The organism is Roseibium sp. AWQ4_290, assembly GCF_056160985.1.
Genome location: NZ_JBSWYG010000006.1, coordinates 167,769 through 185,950, shown reverse-complemented (window position 1 = coordinate 185,950; position 18,182 = coordinate 167,769). Strand labels below are relative to the sequence as shown.

16 protein-coding genes and 1 pseudogene are annotated in these 18,182 nt (G+C 56.2%); 7 read left to right on the top strand and 10 right to left on the bottom strand.

Going from position 1 to position 18,182, the window contains the following annotated elements; genetic code table 11:
- Positions 1–97 precede the first annotated feature (97 nt).
- From ACXAH0_RS08305 to ACXAH0_RS08280, 6 genes and pseudogenes are all read left to right on the top strand, one after another.
- The gene (locus ACXAH0_RS08305) at positions 98–937 is read left to right on the top strand and encodes a hypothetical protein (protein ID WP_475190229.1); all 840 of its coding nucleotides are present in this window, start codon (positions 98–100) and stop codon (positions 935–937) included.
- A 116-nt stretch (positions 938–1,053) separates the two neighbouring features.
- Positions 1,054–2,505, top strand: a complete 1,452-nt coding sequence (locus tag ACXAH0_RS08300; protein WP_475184325.1) for an oligosaccharide flippase family protein — start codon at positions 1,054–1,056, stop codon at positions 2,503–2,505.
- Positions 2,506–2,890: 385 nt separating this feature from the next.
- Positions 2,891–3,038, top strand: a pseudogene (locus ACXAH0_RS08295) (chloramphenicol acetyltransferase); the annotation flags it as partial.
- Positions 3,039–3,347: 309 nt separating this feature from the next.
- Positions 3,348–4,517: a polysaccharide pyruvyl transferase family protein gene (locus ACXAH0_RS08290; protein ID WP_475184326.1), complete on the top strand. Its 1,170-nt coding sequence runs from the start codon at positions 3,348–3,350 to the stop codon at positions 4,515–4,517.
- Between the two features lie 198 nt (positions 4,518–4,715).
- A complete protein-coding gene (locus ACXAH0_RS08285) occupies positions 4,716–5,729 on the top strand; it encodes a Coenzyme F420 hydrogenase/dehydrogenase, beta subunit C-terminal domain (RefSeq protein ID WP_475190227.1) in 1,014 nt (337 codons plus the stop codon).
- 4 nt (positions 5,730–5,733) lie between these two features.
- Positions 5,734–7,137: an O-antigen ligase family protein gene (locus tag ACXAH0_RS08280; RefSeq protein ID WP_475190225.1), complete on the top strand. Its 1,404-nt coding sequence runs from the start codon at positions 5,734–5,736 to the stop codon at positions 7,135–7,137.
- A 171-nt stretch (positions 7,138–7,308) separates the two neighbouring features.
- Here ACXAH0_RS08280 and ACXAH0_RS08275 read toward each other — a convergent pair whose 3' ends face one another.
- The 6 genes from ACXAH0_RS08275 to rfbC all read right to left on the bottom strand — a co-directional run bounded on the left by ACXAH0_RS08275 (position 7,309) and on the right by rfbC (position 13,060).
- Positions 7,309–8,358 carry a glycosyltransferase family A protein gene (locus ACXAH0_RS08275; protein ID WP_475184334.1) on the bottom strand — a complete coding sequence of 350 codons (1,050 nt, stop codon included), beginning with the start codon at positions 8,356–8,358 and terminating at the stop codon, positions 7,309–7,311.
- Positions 8,359–8,572: 214 nt separating this feature from the next.
- A complete protein-coding gene (locus tag ACXAH0_RS08270; protein WP_475190224.1) occupies positions 8,573–9,604 on the bottom strand; it encodes a glycosyltransferase family protein in 1,032 nt (343 codons plus the stop codon).
- A 129-nt stretch (positions 9,605–9,733) separates the two neighbouring features.
- On the bottom strand, positions 9,734–10,603 hold the full coding sequence (gene rfbA, locus ACXAH0_RS08265; RefSeq protein WP_475190222.1) for a glucose-1-phosphate thymidylyltransferase RfbA: 870 nt from the start codon (positions 10,601–10,603) through the stop codon (positions 9,734–9,736).
- Positions 10,600–11,448, bottom strand: a complete 849-nt coding sequence (gene rfbD, locus ACXAH0_RS08260) for a dTDP-4-dehydrorhamnose reductase (RefSeq protein WP_475184340.1) — start codon at positions 11,446–11,448, stop codon at positions 10,600–10,602. The genes rfbA and rfbD overlap by 4 nt, the downstream gene beginning before the upstream one ends.
- Entirely contained in the window at positions 11,445–12,500 is a 1,056-nt protein-coding gene (gene rfbB, locus ACXAH0_RS08255; RefSeq protein ID WP_475190220.1) for a dTDP-glucose 4,6-dehydratase, read from the bottom strand. The genes rfbD and rfbB overlap by 4 nt, the downstream gene beginning before the upstream one ends.
- Before the next feature lie 8 nt (positions 12,501–12,508).
- The gene (rfbC, locus tag ACXAH0_RS08250) at positions 12,509–13,060 is read right to left on the bottom strand and encodes a dTDP-4-dehydrorhamnose 3,5-epimerase (RefSeq protein WP_475190218.1); all 552 of its coding nucleotides are present in this window, start codon (positions 13,058–13,060) and stop codon (positions 12,509–12,511) included.
- A gap of 791 nt (positions 13,061–13,851) precedes the next feature.
- Between rfbC and ACXAH0_RS08245 the strand changes: the two genes are divergently transcribed.
- The gene (locus tag ACXAH0_RS08245) at positions 13,852–14,526 is read left to right on the top strand and encodes a sugar transferase (RefSeq protein ID WP_475184345.1); all 675 of its coding nucleotides are present in this window, start codon (positions 13,852–13,854) and stop codon (positions 14,524–14,526) included.
- Between the two features lie 156 nt (positions 14,527–14,682).
- Here ACXAH0_RS08245 and ACXAH0_RS08240 read toward each other — a convergent pair whose 3' ends face one another.
- From ACXAH0_RS08240 to ACXAH0_RS08225, 4 genes are read right to left on the bottom strand one after another with little or no spacing between them, the layout of a single operon-like run.
- Positions 14,683–15,606: an SMP-30/gluconolactonase/LRE family protein gene (locus tag ACXAH0_RS08240; RefSeq protein ID WP_475190217.1), complete on the bottom strand. Its 924-nt coding sequence runs from the start codon at positions 15,604–15,606 to the stop codon at positions 14,683–14,685.
- 11 nt (positions 15,607–15,617) lie between these two features.
- A complete protein-coding gene (locus ACXAH0_RS08235; RefSeq protein WP_475184349.1) occupies positions 15,618–16,346 on the bottom strand; it encodes a cytochrome b561 domain-containing protein in 729 nt (242 codons plus the stop codon).
- A complete protein-coding gene (locus ACXAH0_RS08230; RefSeq protein WP_475184350.1) occupies positions 16,343–17,215 on the bottom strand; it encodes a carbohydrate ABC transporter permease in 873 nt (290 codons plus the stop codon). The genes ACXAH0_RS08235 and ACXAH0_RS08230 overlap by 4 nt, the downstream gene beginning before the upstream one ends.
- Positions 17,215–18,138 (bottom strand): carbohydrate ABC transporter permease, encoded by a 924-nt coding sequence (locus tag ACXAH0_RS08225; protein ID WP_475184354.1) that lies wholly within the window; start codon positions 18,136–18,138, stop codon positions 17,215–17,217. The genes ACXAH0_RS08230 and ACXAH0_RS08225 overlap by 1 nt, the downstream gene beginning before the upstream one ends.
- Positions 18,139–18,182 lie beyond the last annotated feature (44 nt).

Sequence of the window (18,182 nt, the reverse complement as noted above, 5' to 3'; positions counted from 1 at the left end):
ACTTTTTTAACAAAGCGAATTGTGGCCGATGCCGGGACCTGATAACCGTCTCCAGACTTCAAACTGACGTTTTTGCTATTGTAAAAAGTGTTTCTTCATGACTGAGTTTCATTTCGTAGTACCCGTCAGACATCCAAAAAATGTGCGCAATGCCGACGAGCAATACGCAGCCATGGAAGAATTGTTCTATTCTTTCTCTGACCAGTCGATGCCGAAATTTGTCGTCAACATCGTTTGCAATCACGAACAGGACCTGCCAGAGCGGCCCAGCTTCGTCCAGCGGATTAATGTTGATTTTCCGCCGAATGAGACCATTCAGACAGCCTCATCTCCCAAGGCCGTCTATCAGTCTGTCCGCTTCGACAAGGGGCACCGCGTGCGTGCCGGTTTCATGTCTTTGGCTCCGGAAGACTATGTCATGATTTGTGACGATGACGATCTCATCTACAGACATCTCGTCCAGACTGTGCTCGACGGTGATCCTGAAACCGCACGCTTCATTCGAAAAGGCTATTCTTGGATTTCAGGCACCCGGCAGATGAAAGAGCTGGTGCCTTTTCACAAGATCTGCGGTACATCGCTGATCATTCCGGAGTTGGGCAGCCATCTCCTGCCTTTTGACAATATGCAGTCTGCGGGACGTAAGTTCAAAGCAATCGACTATTTTGCCGCGCTGTACCGGCTTCAAAGTGCAAATTCCACGCAGGTCGAGGTGAACCGCGCCAAACCTACGTCAGTGCAGTCTCCCCTCACCCTTCTTCACAAAGTCGTTCAGAGAACCAAACGCCTCCTGCAGCCGGGAGGGTTTTCCGCGTCAAATTACGCGTCTGCGTTTGCCTTTGAGGCGGGCGACTGGCTGGAACGGAATTTCCTCGGGCGCCCCCTCCTTGCCCACACGACAGCTCCGCTGGACAACAACCTTACAGACCGGGCTTGACCGAATGCTGCACACTCAAACTCCTGTGCCTTGCACGCCCTCTATCGAAAGCAAATCCGGCAGAAGTGTGAGCCGGTTTTGCGTCCAGATCAGCGAGGGCAGCGGCAAAGCGAATAATGATTAGACAAGTCGCATATCTGTTTGCTGGCAACGGGGCCGCCGCGGTCATTCCGTTCGTGCGCAATATCCTGATTGCACGGCTGATTTCCGTTGAAGACTTCGGCATCGCAGCAACATTTGCGTTGACATTCTCACTGATCGAGATGGTGACGAATGTCTCGCATGGACGGCTGCTCGTTCAGGCGCAGGAAGGCGACAGCGAAGAGTTTCAGGGCAATCTGCAAACCCTCCAGGTGTTGCGCGGTCTGTTGAACGCGGCGCTTCTTTTCGCCATTGCCCATCCTTTTGCAGCCTTCATGCAGGTTCCCCAGGCGGCCTGGGCCTATCAGGTCATTGCCCTGTGCCCGTTGCTGAGAGGATTGTCGCATTTCGACATTGTCCGCGAACAACGAGGCATGAAGTTCTCCGGTATTGCAATTGCGACTGCAGTGCCGGCGTTCGTGTCGCTTGTTTCGGCCCTCGGACTGTCTCTGGTGTTCGACGATTACCGGATCATGTTGTGGGCAATCATCCTGCAGCAAGCGTCCTATACCCTGGTCTCTCACATTCTGGCAACACGCCGCTACCGGCTGGACTGGGACTTGGCTGTCTTAAAGCAAGCGTTCTCTTTCGGCCTGCCCCTGTTGGGCAGCAACATCCTGATGTTCTTGATCTTTCAAGGGGACCGCCTCCTGATTGGCAATCAGATGGGACCTGAAGTCCTGGGCTGGTATTCCGTCGCCTTTCTGCTGGTTGCCACCCCCAGTCTCAATCTTGCCAACACCTATCAAACCCTGACACTGCCTGAGCTGGCCAAACGGCAGACGGACAATCCTGCATTTCTGGATCAGGCCCAGATCACTATCGAAGGCATGCTGTTTCTCGCTGCGGGTATGGTGCTTGGGGTTGCCTTCTTCGGACCCGCCGTCCTGATCCCGGTGTTCGGCACGAAATATGAGCCAGCCCTGTCGATTTTGGTGATTTTTAGTTGTGCACAAGCGCTGCGCCTTCTCCGGGCTGGGATTGTCATCACCTGGATCGCGCGCGCCAATACCAAATTGGTCCTCTACACCTCGCTCATTCGAGTTGTCGCCCTGCCCTGCGGCTATGCCACGCTGGTCAGCGGGTATGGCGTGAACGCGCTTCTGTTCTGCAACATTCTGGGAGAAATCCTTGCCATAGGTTTTGCGCTGGTCTATTCGAACCGGAAAAACTTGCTTCGGCTGCGGAACGCCCTTGTGCCGCTTGCAGCATTTCTCGCGGTTCTGACGCTCGCGATCGCAGATGCCCTGTTGTTCCCGCCTACTGCGGATCTTCTTAACAATCTTCACGTCTTTCTGTGCCTGCCCGTCCTGGCCTTCCTCTGTCTGACGTGGTCTCTGCATGCTGGCAGACGCTATCTTGGAGAGACTGTCTGGGAGCGGTACCGTGGCCGGCTCTCGCTGAAAAGGAAGACAAATGGCTCCTAACTTCACCGAAAAAGCGCTGCATGCGGACCGTTCGGAGCCAAACCGGCTCCTTTTGCGCCTCTGGCGCTACCGGCGTTTGAGAAACCTTTGCTCCAAGCTGCTTTACCGGATGGAAGGCCCGCCCATGGTTTCGGCAACCCACCGGGCGATCCTGCAGCACTATCTGGATGTCGAAGTGGGGCTTCACAGCTATGGCGATATTCTTGGTTTCGGACGGTTGCCGCGCGGAACCCGCGTGGGCGCCTGGTGTTCCGTCGGACAGGAACTGATTGTACGTCGGCGGGATCATCCTGCCGAACGGCTGACGCAGCACCCTTATTTCTACAATCACAAACTAGGCTTTCTGGAAAAGGATTCCATCCAGTCCGACACGGACAACCCGCTCACCATTGGCAATGACGTGTGGATCGGCGACCGGGTGACGATCCTGTCCGGCTGTAAATCCATCGGCAATGGTGCAATCGTCGCAGCAGGTGCCGTCGTCACCAAGGACGTCCCCCCATACACGATCGTTGGCGGCGTTCCAGCAAAACCGCTGAAAATGAGATTTGACGAGGCGACGATTGCCCACCTCGAAGCGTCAAAATGGTGGCGCCTGCCCCTAAGACAGCTTCTGGAGCAAAAACATTTGCTGCTTGAGCGTCTGGGCGTGGAACAGGCCGCAAAAATTGAAAAATGGGCACAGCAACATTTTCACAACGCGAAGAAGGTATCATAAAGTTCAGTCTGGCGATTATCGCCATTGCGTTGCAGACAACCGGCAAAAACGTACAAGATCACTTAGCGAACGATAATTCCATTCTCATCCTAATTGCGCCCTTAATCATTCCCAGCGAGATCTTATGAGCATTTTGACAATCGGCCTTTTGTGGCACTCGGCGAATTCGGACAATCTGGGCGTGGGCGCCCTCACGGCATCCAATATCGCCATTATTGAAACGCTCTGTGCGCCGCTGGGCCTTGAGCCCCGCTTCAAGGTTCTCGGATGGCGTGACCCGGGCCCCTGCTATATCGAGGGCGATAATGTGGAGGTTGTATCGCTCCGGACGCGCGATCTTGTGATGCCTTCAAAATTGCATTCGGCAATACGGGCCTGTGATCTGGTCATTGATATCAGCGCAGGCGACAGTTTCGCCGATATCTATGGCGCCGGACGCATCAACAAGAACTTTCTCGGCAAGCTCGCTGTCCTTCTGGCCGGAAAACCACTCATTTTCGGCCCCCAGACCATTGGGCCTTTCAAGGCACGCTGGGCCCATGTTGTGGCCAGCCTGTTCATGAAACGGGCCGCGCTTGTGACAACCCGGGACCGTCTCTCCAGTGAGTTCATTGCACCGCTCCAGCTTGGCGACAAGGCCATCGAGTCCACGGATGTGGCGATGCGCCTGCCCTATGATGCCAGCGCCTACCCGAAGGGGGGACGGCCGAGCATTGGCCTCAATGTCTCTGGACTTCTCTTCAATGGCGGCTATACCGGCAAAAACATGTTTGACCTCAAGGCCGACTACCCAAGCGTTGTGCGGAAGATCGTCCGAGCCCTACTGGAAGATGACAGCAAGCCGGAGATCCATTTTGTCGGACATGTCAATTCCGATATTCTGCCCGTTGAAGATGATTTCCGCGTGGCCGAGGCACTGAGCCAGGAGTTTACGGGAACGGTCCTTGCCCCGCGCTTCAAGAGCCCCTCTGACGCAAAGAGCTATATTTCAAGCCTGGACTTCTTCGCCGGAGCCCGCATGCATGCGTGCATTGCAGCTTTTTCTTCCGGTGTTCCTGTGGTGCCCATGGCCTATAGCCGCAAGTTTGAAGGCCTGTTTGGAACCCTCGGTTATGCCCGCACGACTGACTGCCGGACTGAAAGTGAAGAGCAGATTGTTGCCTCCGTCGTCAGCGGCTACCGGGACCGGGCGGTGCTCAAGGCTGAGGTCCAAGACGCCTTTGCAAAGGCGGATGCCCGCCTGAAGACGTATCAGGACCGGTTGATTGCCGAGATCGGAAAAGTCCGGGGCTAGCAGAAGATGACCTCTTTCAGATCCCCGGTGTTGAAAAAAGTCATGGACGCCAATCTGTGCGCCGGCTGCGGATTGTGCGCTGGTGTTTCCGGGGGGGCTGTCCAGATGCAGCTTGACGGCCAAGGGTATCTGCGCCCTCATCAAACTGGACCTCTCTCGCTGGGCAGTGAAAGAAAGCTGGAAGCAGCCTGTCCTGGCGTGACCGTTTCCCGGTCCATGACGGGCAGCAACCACCATCCGATCTGGGGTCCATTTGAAGAGGTTCATACAGGCTGGGCAACCAATGAAGACCTGCGATACCACGGCTCTTCCGGCGCCGTGCTGTCAGCGGTCGCACATCACCTTGTGAAAACCGGCCAGGTCGATTTCATCCTCACGATCCGGGATAGTGATGAGGATCCGATTTCCAACAAGACGCATGTTGCCGAGACATTCAAAGACATCTACCGGTCCGCAGGCTCCCGCTATGCGCCTTCCGCACCTCTGTCGGAAATTGACGCCTATCTTTCGGGTGACAAGCGCTTCGCCGTCGTCGCCAAGCCCTGTGACATTGCTGCCTTGCGTGCCCTTGCCCGCGTAGACAAGCGGGTCGACAGCAAAGTGCCTTTCCTGATGTCCTTCTTTTGCGCCGGGGTTCCGAGCCGGAGGGGATCTCTTGCGGTGTTGAAGAAATTGAATGTCGCAGAAGAGGACCTTAACAATTTCCAGTATCGGGGCGATGGCTGGCCCGGCTATGCCAAGGCCACGCGCCATGACGGGACTGTCGAATCCATGAGCTATCATGACAGTTGGGGCAAGGTTCTGTCGTCCTTTGTTCAGTTCCGCTGCAAGGTCTGTCCCGATGGAACCGGCGGCGCAGCGGATCTTGTCTGCGCAGATGCCTGGCACTCGGACAAGGATGGCTATCCCCTTTTTGAGGATGGGGAAGGCACCAGCCTTGTCATGGCACGCACAAAGCGGGGACAGGCTCTCCTCCACGAGGCCGTTGCAGCCGGTGAAGTCGCCCTCGCCTCTTTTGACATCGACACTCTTTTGACAATCCAGCCGGGCCAGACCCGCAGGTCCCAGGCCCTGCTGGCCCGCTTGCTCGGACTTTTTTTCAAAACCGGATGGCGGCCAGCCTATAAGGGGTTTTCGATCCTCAAAAACGCAAGATCCCTTGGTGCACGCGATTTTATCAGCAATCTAATCGGCACGTTCCGGCGGGCATAGTATCATGAAGCCAACGTCCATCTTCATTCCGCTTTTCCTGATTTCCCTTGCCATCCCGATGTTTTTCTTCGTCGGGCCGCTGCGTCTGTCCCCTTACCGGCTCTTCCTGTTGCTGGGGCTGGTTCCCGCTGTCATCATCTGGCTCACCAACAAGCGCTACAAAAAACTCCCGTCCGACTTTCTCATTCTGTTTTATCCCATATGGACCACGCTCTCGCTCACAGTCCTTTACGGCACGGACCGCTCGATTGAAGCCGGTGGTATGATCGCGATTGAGACGATTGGCGCCTATTTCATCGCCCGCGTTCTGATCTGCACCCCCGAACGCTTCAATCAGCTTTGCAAATGGCTGATTTTCATCATTTTGTTTCTAACTCCATTTGCTCTTTTCGAAACTGTGACCGGCCGCGTTCTTCCCATTGAGATCTTCCGGACAATTGGACGGACCTATGGAATTGCCATCACGGATCAACGCTGGGGCCTGGACCGCGTTCAAGGCCCCTTCGAACACCCCATTCTGTTTGGGGTGTTTTGCAGCATGGGCATCAGTCTCGCCTTCTATTACCGCTACAATGTCCAGTCAGCGTTCCAGCGATATATTCGAGCTTTCGCGGTGTTTGTCACCGCGGCCCTGTCCCTGTCCTCCGGCCCTCTGACCGGCATGTCGGGTCAGCTCCTGCTGATCGGCTATGACATGGTCACCCGTCACATCGTCAAACGCTGGCAATATATGCTTGCAGGGATCGCAGCGCTTTGGGTCACCATTGATCTTTTGTCGACGCGTTCGCCCCCGCAGGTCTTCATCACCTATTTCGCCTTCAGTCCGCACTCGGCCTATAACCGGGTCTTCATCTGGCGCTATGGTACCCAGTCGATCGTCAATCATCCGCTGTTTGGCATCGGCTATGAAGAATATGAGCGGCCATGGTTTGTCTATTCTTCCAGTGCCGACATGTTCTGGATCGTGCCTAGCCTTCAATATGGCATGCCGGCCGGCTTCGCGCTGATCATCGCCTTTGCCTATAACGCTATCCGGACATCCCGCGCCAAGATCGTGGACAAGAATGTCCTCATTCAGCGCCGGGCGATGATGTTCTGTCTTGTCGGAATTTTCCTGTCAGGCTGGACAGTTCATTACTGGAACGCAACTTATGCGATGGTTGTGTTCATGTTCGGCGCCTGCGCGTGGTTCTTCACCAATCAGGACATTGCGGTTGAAAAAACGGCTGATGAGACGGATGATGACGAAACCGGATCCAAAGCGGGTCCCCGCCGCCCGGTGAAGAATGCTCAAGCAAGGCCGCGCTACCCTTTCAACCGCTCAGGTGAAAGGTCTGTGTCAAAGCAGGACACCAGACGCAGTAGCCAGAGGCAGCTTTCATCAAGGCGTCAACAGCCGGAAGATTGATCAAGACGCCGGAAACGCCCTCTTGAGCGCATGAAACAAAGCTCACCTGATAGCCCTCTTCTGATGAGATTGGTGTCATACCGAGTGCAATTGATGAGGACCTATTTGACCGCGCTTGGCCGTTGAACGGAATTGGGACATCAAATAGGGCATCATCAATTGCGATGGGTATCAAATGCCCAGACCCAGCGATTTACGGATGTCCAAATAGACCACTTCCAGGTCTTTCCGGTCCGCCCTGAACAGCCGGGAAGAAAATCTCAAGGCAGCAAACGCCCCTTTAAATCGTTCACGACCGAACTCGGTTTTCAAGCCGCTCAGATACAAAACCAGTTTGTACAAGGTGAACATTTGAAAGGTGAATTTCAGTCCCCAGCTAAGATCTGAGCGTTTTGCCAGAACATACGCCATGTTCAGGATCAGGATAACGCCCATCGTGTAACCATTGTCCCGGCGTTCCGGGGACTTGTAATGATAGATCTGCGCGCGCCGCGCCCCGATCAGCAGACAGCTGTCCAGAACCCCCAAACTGGCATCCACGTCCTCATGGGCCGCGTACCGGCCCAGGGTTTCGTCAAACAGGATCGAGCGGATGACAGATGTGCGGAACGACATGCGAAAACCGCTCTGCCATTCCACCCGGACCGCATCATACTCACCCAGCCACTCAGGGGACGGTAGCGCTTCCATTTTCTGCCGGGCCAGAACAATGAAGGGGTTCTTGAAGACATTTCTTTCCAGATAATAACGCAGGCGGGCTACCGTTTTGCGCAGCCTGTCTTCCTGATTTTGCGAATAGCTTTCCTGGGCCAGTTCCTTCAGGGCCTCCGGCAGCTTTGTCGCTTCAGCGCTGCAGACCCCACCGACGATCCCGTCCGTGTCCCGCTCATAGACGGCCAGGATCTCTTCCATGGCGCCGTCAAACAGCAGGGAATCATCATCAGGAAACAGCACGATCTCATGCCTCACCAGTGCCAGACCAATATTGCGCTGCTTGCTGGTGCCTGGCTCGCTGACATGAAACTCGATCTCAAAATTGAACTTCTCGGCACAGGCTTGCGCAACCGACCGGCTTTCCTCCGGATTGTCACTAGAGTCGATAATGATCAGCTGAGAGGGCGGACGGCTTTGGGTGAGCATCAAGGGCAAGCTCAATTCCAGAGCTTTGGCTCTGTTCCGCGTCGCAATAACGATCGAATAATCGGTTTTGGTATCACTCATGGGCTCTAAATGTCTTTCCGTTTGCAATCCGCCGGTCCGGAACCTTTCCGCTAAAAACACACTCCGGAAAAGATCTCATTCTCTGGGCTTCTTAACTCAGAACACAAAGCCCGTACTCACGTCTGCTGCACACGCTCAGGCTACATATGTGCAGCACATTTCCACACTTACCGCTAGCAGGCCCGGCAAGATCCGGCTCGTTCACGCCGTTGGCTCACCCTCCATATTTGACCTTCAGGGAGTGCAAAGCCGCGCTCAGCTGTTCCAGCCGCTCCGCCCGTTTCGCCTCCGCGCTCAGGTAAGGCCGCTCTGCCTTGACCTTGTTGAAATAGTGCGCAACGGAGTCCGCTCTTTTCGCGTTCAGGCTGTTCATGAGGCCGGTCCTGCGCGCCACATTCACACCACCGACCAAGCTGGTCCTCGCGTCGCGAAGCGCAAGTTTGACCTTCTTCTTCGCCCTTGCGAGCGCACCGGGGTTGGACCGGGGCGGCGGGCTGGTGCGCACATCGAATGTGTCATTTGGCACCTGGATGCGCTCAAGGGGCCGGTCGCCGAAACCGGTTGGCCGTTTCTGAAACACCGCATCCAGATAATCAGACGCAGGCAGCGCAAAGGGTTCATAGGGCAAGTCGAGGGACATGCACCAGTCCAGCCATTTGAATTTCAGCACCCTGGAGGGTGAAGCCACAGGAATCCAGGGGGTGCGGAAATAGTCGGCAATGATGGCCCCATGCAGCGATTCCACAATGGCCAGGTCCGCACCGGCCAGGGCCGAGAAGACTGTTTCGCAGGTATCCAGAGGGTCCACAAACGTTACGTCTGAACGCGCGCAGGCGCCTTCCCAGTTTCCATAAAAGGCACTCTCCCAATGGGGGATGAAGACGGTTCCCTTGCGTTCGGGCGAAAACTCTGCCCAGCGCGGGATGTTGTCGATCAGCCAGGCGCCATCGGTGATGGCGAGCTCCGGATCCAGCCCCAGGAACCGGGCCGTCAGCGGCCCGCGCACGGCAAAGAAATCCCACGCAGCGACATCTGCCTTTGACGGCAGATTTCCGTATCCGGAACCGGTCCCAAAGACGACCTTGTTGCCCGGAACGACATTCAGGCCATGGGACAGGAGCGATCCAATCCCCACAAGAACGTTGTCATCTTTCCTGTCGAGCAATTCGGGAATGAGAGCGGGCCACAGCCAACTGTTCAGGTAGTCCCCGAAGTTCGTTGTGACGTGATGGTAAAATAACTTCATTCCAAAGGCCCCGATGTCAAAGAAATGCAATCTCGTCACGCGCTGTGACCAAATCTGGTTTCATGAAGAGAGTTAGATTCAAAGATGTTAGAGGTCGGTTCTAATTTGTTCGTGATTTAGTCAAGCTGTTCACACCAAGGATGCAAGATATTTTCCATAATCCGTCTTGCCAAACAGCTTGGCATGTTCCAGCAGTTTTTCCTGATCGATCCAGCCATTGTTGAACGCGATTTCCTCCGGGCACCCGGATTGCATGCCCTGGCGGACAGACAGGGTTCTGACAAAGTTGCCCGCATCCAGAAGCGATTGATGCGTGCCCGTGTCCAGCCAGGCATAACCGCGCCCCATCCGCTCCACATTCAAGGAGCCTTCGCGCAGATACATTTCCAGCAAGGTCACGATTTCCAGTTCGCCCCGGGAGGACGGCCTGACATCCCGGGCCCTACGGGGAGCGTCCCCATCCAGAAAATAAAGCCCCGTCACCGCATAGTTGGATGGGGGCACGGCGGGCTTTTCGATGATTTCCTCGGCAAGCCCATCCTGGTTGAATTTCACGACGCCGTAGCGCTCCGGATCGGCCACATGATAGCCGAACACCGTTCCGCCAGACTCGCGATTGTCCGCAGCAAGCAGCACTTCGGGCAAGCCGTGGCCGAAGAAGATATTGTCTCCAAGCACCATGGTGGAGGGGGCAGCGTTCAAAAACGCTTCCGCCAGCAGATACGCCTGTGCAAGACCATCGGGCGACGGCTGTTCAATATATTCAAAGCGCATGCCCCATTGGCTGCCATCGCCCAGCAACCGCTTGAATTGGGGCTGATCTGCCGGTGTGGTGATGATTGCAATCTCCCGGATGCCGGTCAGCATCAAGACGGACAACGGATAGTAGATCATCGGCTTGTCGTAGATCGGCATCAGCTGCTTCGACACGGCCATGGTCAGCGGAAACAGTCTGGTGCCTGACCCGCCGGCCAGGATAATGCCCTTGCGCTTGGTCATGACATATCCCCCAAGTCTTTCAAAACCTCTGTGATCCCGGACCGCCAGTCCGGACGTTCAAGACCGAATACCGAAAGGGAACTGCATTCCAGCCGGGAATTGGCCGGGCGCCTGGCAGGCGTCGGATAGGCTGAGGCCGGAATATCTTCCACCTCAACCGGACGGTCTGCTTGTGCAAAAATCTCCCTGGCAAACGCTGCCCAGCTCACATCCGGAGCACCTGAAAAGTGGTACGTGCCGGATTTCTCCGGCGCTGTCTTGAGCTGGGTCAGTATTGCAACGCAGGCGGCCGCAATGGCGGCTGCTGGTGTGGGTCCGCCAATCTGGTCCGCAACAACCGTCAACCGGTCGCGGCTCTCGGACAGGCGCAGCATGGTTTTCAGAAAATTGGAACCATGGGCGGAGAACACCCAGCTGGTGCGCAAAATCGCATGGTTGGCCCCTGAGGCGCGAACCGCGACCTCCCCTGCCAGTTTGGTTCTGCCGTAAGCCCCAAGCGGGCCTGTTACGGCCTCGGGGGGAAAAGGTGTCTCCCCCTGGCCATCAAAGACATAATCCGTCGAAATATGGACAAAGGGCACACCCAGCTCGCAGGCCGCCTCGGCCATCGCCGCGGGTGCGTCTCCATTGATCTTGAGCGCCAGCGCCTCTTCTTCCTCAGCCTTGTCGACGGCTGTATAGGCCGCAGCATTGAGTATGCCGTCCGGGTTCTTGCTGGAAATGATGTGCCGGATTGATGCAATGTCCGCGAGATCAACAACGTCCCGGCCCAGAAAAGCGGCATCGGGCAGCAGCTTGCGCAACTCGCTTGCTACCTGCCCGGACGATCCGAAGACCAGAATCATGACTTTGCACCCGGTGCGGTTCCGAGACGCTTGCCGACCCCCTTGCGGTCCTGCAAGGCCCGCCACCAGGGCTCATTGTCCAGATACCATTGAACCGTCAGCTCCAGGCCCTCTTCCACGCTGACGCTCGGACGCCAGCCCAGCTCGTCCCGAATACGGGCGGGATCAATCGCATAGCGCAGGTCGTGGCCCGGACGGTCCTCAACAAAGGTGATCTGATCAGCATAGGACCCTTCCGGTTTCGGCCGTTTGTGGTCCAGCAGGGTGCAAATGGTCCTGACCAGATCAATATTGCGCCGCTCGTTCTCGCCGCCAATATTGTAGCTGCGCCCGGGCGTGCCCTTCATGAGGGCCAGCAACAACGCATCGGCGTGGTCTTCCACATAGAGCCAGTCGCGCACGTTCTCGCCCTTGCCATAGACCGGAATCGGCTTGCCGGCGAGCGCGTTCAAGATCACAACCGGGATCAGTTTTTCCGGAAAATGGAACGGTCCGTAATTGTTGGAGCAATTCGTGACGATGACCGGCAGGCCATAGGTTTCGTGCCAGGCGCGCACCAAATGATCTGACGCTGCCTTTGACGCTGAATAGGGACTGCGCGGATCATAGGCTGTTGTCTCCTGAAACAGCCCCGTTTCGCCTAGTGACCCGAACACCTCATCCGTGGAAATGTGATGAAACCGGAAAGTTTCCGGCCGGCCGGCATCCTCCCAGTAGCGGCGGGCGGCCTCAAGCATGTTGAACGTGCCGCCAATATTGGTCTCGATGAAATCGGACGGGCCGTCAATGGACCGGTCAACATGGCTTTCCGCAGCCAGGTGCATCACTGAATCGGGTCGATGCTCTGCAAAAATGCGTTGCAGCGCCTGCCGCTCCCGGATGTCGGCCAGCTCAAAGGCATAGGCTGGATTGTCTGCGACCTGTGCAACGTTCTCCAGGCACGCAGCATAAGTCAGCGCATCGACGTTCACAACGCTGTGCCCGCGCTGGACCGCAAGCCGGATGACTGCCGACCCGATGAAGCCTGCACCACCTGTGACAAGAATTTTCATGGAAATCCTCAATATTCAAAAGGGGTCTGAAAGTCCGCAAGCGGCGTCGCAACTTTGTCTTTTTCAGACAGGACCGGCTCAATTCCCCTCAGCGGCCAGGCAATCCCGCAGCTGTCCCAGCACACGGCTCCGTCACAGTCGGGTGCATAAAAATCGGAGCACTTGTAGATGATTTCACTGTCGGGCTCGAGGGTCATGAACCCGTGCAGAAAGCCCTCGGGAACAAACAGCTGCTTGCCGTTTTCAAAACTCAACTCCGCCCCCGTCCATTTGCCATAGGTTGGCGAGCCACGCCGAATGTCGACCGCCACATCGAAAAACCGGCCCCGCCCGCATCTGACCAGCTTGGCCTGGGCATGGGGCGGACTTTGAAAATGTAGCCCCCGCACCGTGCCTGTCTGGCGGCTGAGCGAGTGATTGTCCTGAACGAAGTCAGTCTCAATCCCATGTTTCGCGAAAACCTGCTGGTTCCAGCTTTCGCAGAAAAACCCCCGGTCGTCCCCGAACCGTCTCGGCGTGATCAGAAAAACGCCGGGCAGTTCCGTATCTTCGACAATCATTTGGCCTCTCAATCAATAAACTTAATGTCTTCCCGAGCCGCCGACCAAAATGCTGGTCTTCCGGCCCGATGCGGTCCCTGCTCGCGGTTTCCAGCCCCCTGAACAACCGGCCTTTTCACCTTCCCAAACGGAAGATCCTCAGGAGCGCGGCGCGACTATACCTGTTTAATCCCAAGAACACGAAATTTAATTGACTGTTTTAGGGTTTTGGTAAACCTGACCAAGTGTTTGGATGGCTTTCAGACACCTAGGTGCCGGCGATGCATCTGCGTCAAAGCGCATGGCTTGGGCCTCACCTCAAAGATAGCCAGTCTGTGCATCGGCCCCCTTAGCGTGATGAAGCCCGGACACTTGCTGCGGGACAGAGCAGATGGTCAACTCCCAACAAACACAGGGCGGCGTCGCCGACTGAACAGCCTATCAACCCGTGTAAGCTGCCGATTCCACACTCTGTCTGGAGCGTCTTCCTGACAGAGGCATTTTGCACCGCACAAGAAGAATGGCTTTTACCCTTAAGGAAGAGCCCTCAAGGTCAATGCGCTCAATATTTTGGTCGTAAAAAAAATCCCAACAACTCCAATTCGTTATGCGGCTGAATGAATGCAATTAATCTGATTTCCCGTGCAACTTTTCCTGAATTTTGGCGTTGCATTGGATATCTCTTTCGTTTAACGTCCCATTAACCAGATTTATGGCGACCACAGTTTTTTTAGTGGGCATTGAATTGATGAAGTTGATTAGCGCCTGCGGTTTTCGTGGGTTATTGCGGGAAAAATATAAGAGTTTTTGAAATGACTGATGATGTCTATGGTTTTCACAACACGGACGTGGATCGCTCCCTTGCGACGGCAGATCCTTCAAATGGCTCTCACATTGTCAAACGCGGACTGGACCTGATTGGGGCTTCGGTTGCGCTTGTTCTGTTTTTGCCGCTTCTTCTTCTTATTGCGCTCGCCGTAAAAGTGACCAGCAAAGGACCCGTCCTGTTCCGCCAGAAGCGGCACGGTCTCCACGGCAAAACTTTTGTCGCGTACAAGTTCCGCTCCATGTACACGGACAATTGCGATCAGACTGGTGTGCAGCAGACCGTGAAGGATGACCCGCGTGTGACCCCGGTCGGGCGTTTCTTGCGCCGTAGCAATCTTGACGAGCTGCCGCAGATCCTTAACGTTCTGAAAGGCGAAATGTCGCTCGTCGGCCCGCGGCCGCATGTGCCCGGGATGCTCGCCAATGGCGTGCCTTACGAAGAGTTTGACCGTCGCTACCAGTCCCGTCACAGGGTCAGGCCCGGCATTACCGGTCTGGCGCAAGTACACGGTTTCCGTGGCGAGACAAAAGATGCCTATGCGGCTTCCATGCGGCTTCACTATGATCTGAAATATATCGAGGTCCGCTCAACCTTGCTGGACCTCAAGATCATTCTGGATACCGCAATCCACGAACTCTTTCGTGGCAAGGGGTATTAGGGAAAACCCCGTTTCATTGAATTTGCCTTTCGCGTTCTGAAGTCAGAGTTTCAAACGCATGAGGCAAAATCCAGGCAAGATACAAACGGCCACGGAGACCTGTCTCCGTGGCCGTTTTGCATTTTCCGAACAAGCTGACTCGTCCTGTCCGTGCGGTTATTTGACACCGTTCACATTGAGAAAGGCCGAATAGAGCGACGTCGTGCCGGCAATGAACAGCCGGTTGAGTTTCGGACCGCCGAAACAGACATTGCCGACAATCTCCGGAATGTGGATCTTGCCGATCAGGACCCCATCCTGGTTGAGGCAATGCACGCCATCAGCGGCAGAACTCCAGATGCGGCCGTCCCGGTCCAGACGGAAGCCGTCAAACACGCCTTTGGTGCAGGCCGCAAAAAGGCTCCGGTCCGTCAGGCTTTTTCCGTCAGCGCCGACCTTGAACTTTTCGATATGAGCCGGCCCGTCCGCATCATGGGTTGTCCCCGTATCGGAGACAAAGAGCCATTCTTCATCGGCCGAAAAGGCGAGACCGTTCGGCTTGTAAAAGCCGTCCATGACCATCTCGACAGCCCCCGTTTCAGGGTCGGCGCGAAAAAGATGGCAGGCACCGATTTCGCTCTCGGCCCGCTCTCCCTCGTAGTCCATCAAGATGCCGTAGGACGGATCGGTGAACCAGATGGACCCGTCCGACTTCACCACAACATCATTTGGCGAGTTCAGGCGCTTGCCGTTCCAGTGGGAGGCCATGACAGATACCGATCCGTCATGTTCGGTCCTCGTGACCCGGCGGGTCAAATGCTCACAGGAGACAAGACGGCCCTGGGTGTCCACCGTATTGCCGTTGGAATTGTTTGAGCCGATGCGGAACTCAGAAACAGACCCGTCGGTCTCGTCCCAGCGCATCATGCGGTTGTTGGGAATGTCCGACCAGACCAGATACCGTCCGGCGGGAAACCAGGCCGGACCCTCAGACCAGCGCGCGCCGGTCCACAGGCGCTCCACCCGCGCATGCCCGATAAAACAGGCTTTGAATTCCGGCTCGATAACCTCGAAACCGGTTCCTTCCAACACTCCAAACATCATGTCTCCCGTCATTCATAAGACTGATCCGGAAAGACAGGCTGTTTGCCGCCCTCTCCCCGTTTCACCATCCTGTTTCCCGGATGTTCCTGCCCTGGCCCCCAAATGGCCTGGTAGGTACCAACTGCCCTGCCCTGCCGCTGAAAGCACAGGAACAGCGCAACCAGACCCAGCCACCAGAAGACCAGGCTCAGCCCCATCCACCTGGGTGCGTTCGCCTCCCACAATCCGGTTGAGATGACCAAAACGGCGAGCGCCAGGGCAATATAGCCGCAACTCTTGTGGAAGGCTTCAAAAAGGAGACGATGCGGGGTCATGTCATAATGGTCCCCGCGCAGAGACCCATCAGGGCGCCGGTCCGTGGGGCCGCCTTTTGAGCCTCTGAACAGACCGGACACAGCCTGAACAACTGCCAGACCCAGCACGGCGTATCCCAAAACCCGGTGCAGAATGGCCGAACCGCTGTTTTGAGGTGACAGGAGCACCAGGCTCAATCCGACGACCGACAGGACGAGAACCAGCGCCTGCGACATCCAGTGCCACCGCCACCACACTTTGTTATCCAGTTCACGGGGCCAGTCCTGTCCCGGCAGGACCTTGAAGAAACGGGCGATCATGATCGCCAGAGGTGTCAGGATGCCCCATCCGATAACCATAACCCGGGCATGCCACGACAGTATGGCCCCCACATCATGGGGCCTTGCCGGGTCCATCGGAGAGAGCAGCCACTCCAGGATCATCCCTTGACTGCTCCTGCCGTCATGCCGGTGATGATCTGTTTCGAGGCAACAAAGGTGAACAGGATCGGTGGGATCGCCAGCAGCATCCCGGTGGCCATGATCACCCCCCAATTGATGTCATATTCAGTAATTGAATTGACGATGGTGACCGGAACGGTGCGTGTCGAGCGGCCGGACAACGCATTGGCCAGCAAAAATTCGTTCCAGGCGATGCGGAAAGTGAAGATGGCTGCGGCCGCAAGACCGGGCTTGATGATCGGAAGGACGACCAGGAAGAACACCTGGAAAGGATTGGCCCCGTCCATCCGGGCCGCCTCTTCCAGCTGGATCGGGACCTGCACAATGAAACTCTGAAGGATCCAGATCACAAAGGGCAGGTTCATGGCCGTATAGATCAGGATGAGACCCGTATAGGTCTGGTCCAGGCCGAACTGGAACGTCCAGATCCCGAACACCGGCACCAGAAGCACCGCAGGCGGCACCATACGCATCAACAGCGTTGTCATGGACACCGCCCCCCGGCCCATAAAGCGGAACCGCACCAGGGCATAGGCCGCCATGCAGCCGATGGTCAGGGTCAGGCCGGTAGAAATCAGACCGACAATCAGCGAGTTGACGAGCGCGCGCCCAAAGGTCGGGTCGCAATAGTCGACATGAGCCGGTTCGTACCACAGGAAATTGCACAGAACCGTCTCGTAGTTCTTAAGTGTTGGCGAGAAGAAGAAGGCCGGGACCGATGCATCATAGACGTCAACATTTGTCTTGAAAGACGTGGCAAGCATGAGGGCGATGGGGCCAACACTCATAACCACAAGAGCTGCTAAAAGGGCATAGAAAGCTGGATTTTGGTTTTCGCTTCTGACAGCCATTAGCTTTCGTCCTTTTCAGCGGCAACCCGTTGCCGGGCGAGACGGGCTTCCTGCACCCGGTTGTAGGCAAACATTCCAATGGTCAGCGCCATCAGCACCATCAACAGCAGGTTTGACATGGCGGCCGCCTCCCCCAGATCCTGGAATTCCTGAGCGGTCCGGAAAATTCTCAAGGCCAGGATTTCGGTGGACAGGCCCGGCCCGCCATTGGTGAGCACGAGGATCACTTCCAGCACCTTGAAGGCATCGATGAGGCGCAGCAGCAAGGTGACGATCAAAACCGGCATCATCAGCGGCAATTTGATCAGAATGATTTTCTGCCACTCGCTGGCCCCGTCAATCTCCGCAGCCTCCAGCGCGGAGCGCGGCAGGGATTGCATGGCCGCAAGGGCGAGAATGAAAATGAAGGGCGTCCATTGCCAGACATCGGCAATTACGACTGCAATGAAGGACCAGGTGCTGTCGGACAGCCAGGGAATGCCGTCAAGGCCAAAACTCTTCAAGGTACGGTTAAAAATACCCACTGTCGGGTGGTACATGTAGCGCCACATCAGACCGACAACGATCGGCGCAATCATCATAGGCAGGATAAATACTGTCCGCAGCAGGGACATGCCCTTGATATTGCGATCCAGAAGCAGGGCGAGGCCCACCCCGAGGATCATTTCCAGCGTCACAACAACAGCTGCAAACCGGATGGTGACCCAGAAACTTTCCCGGAAGGCTCCATCGCCGAAAAGGTTCACATAGTTGCGGACCCCTATGAACTCGGCCTGTCCGATCCTCTGGCTCGGGCTCCAATCCAGAAAGCTCGCATAGATCATGTATCCGATGGGATAGAGCAGCGCGAAGATCAGAATGATCCCTGCAGGCGCCAGAAACATGTAAGGGGTCAGCCGATTGGCCTTGAACGCAATGCTCATTGCGGCGTGCTTTCACCGGTCTTGGAGGAGCGCCCCGCAGCCAT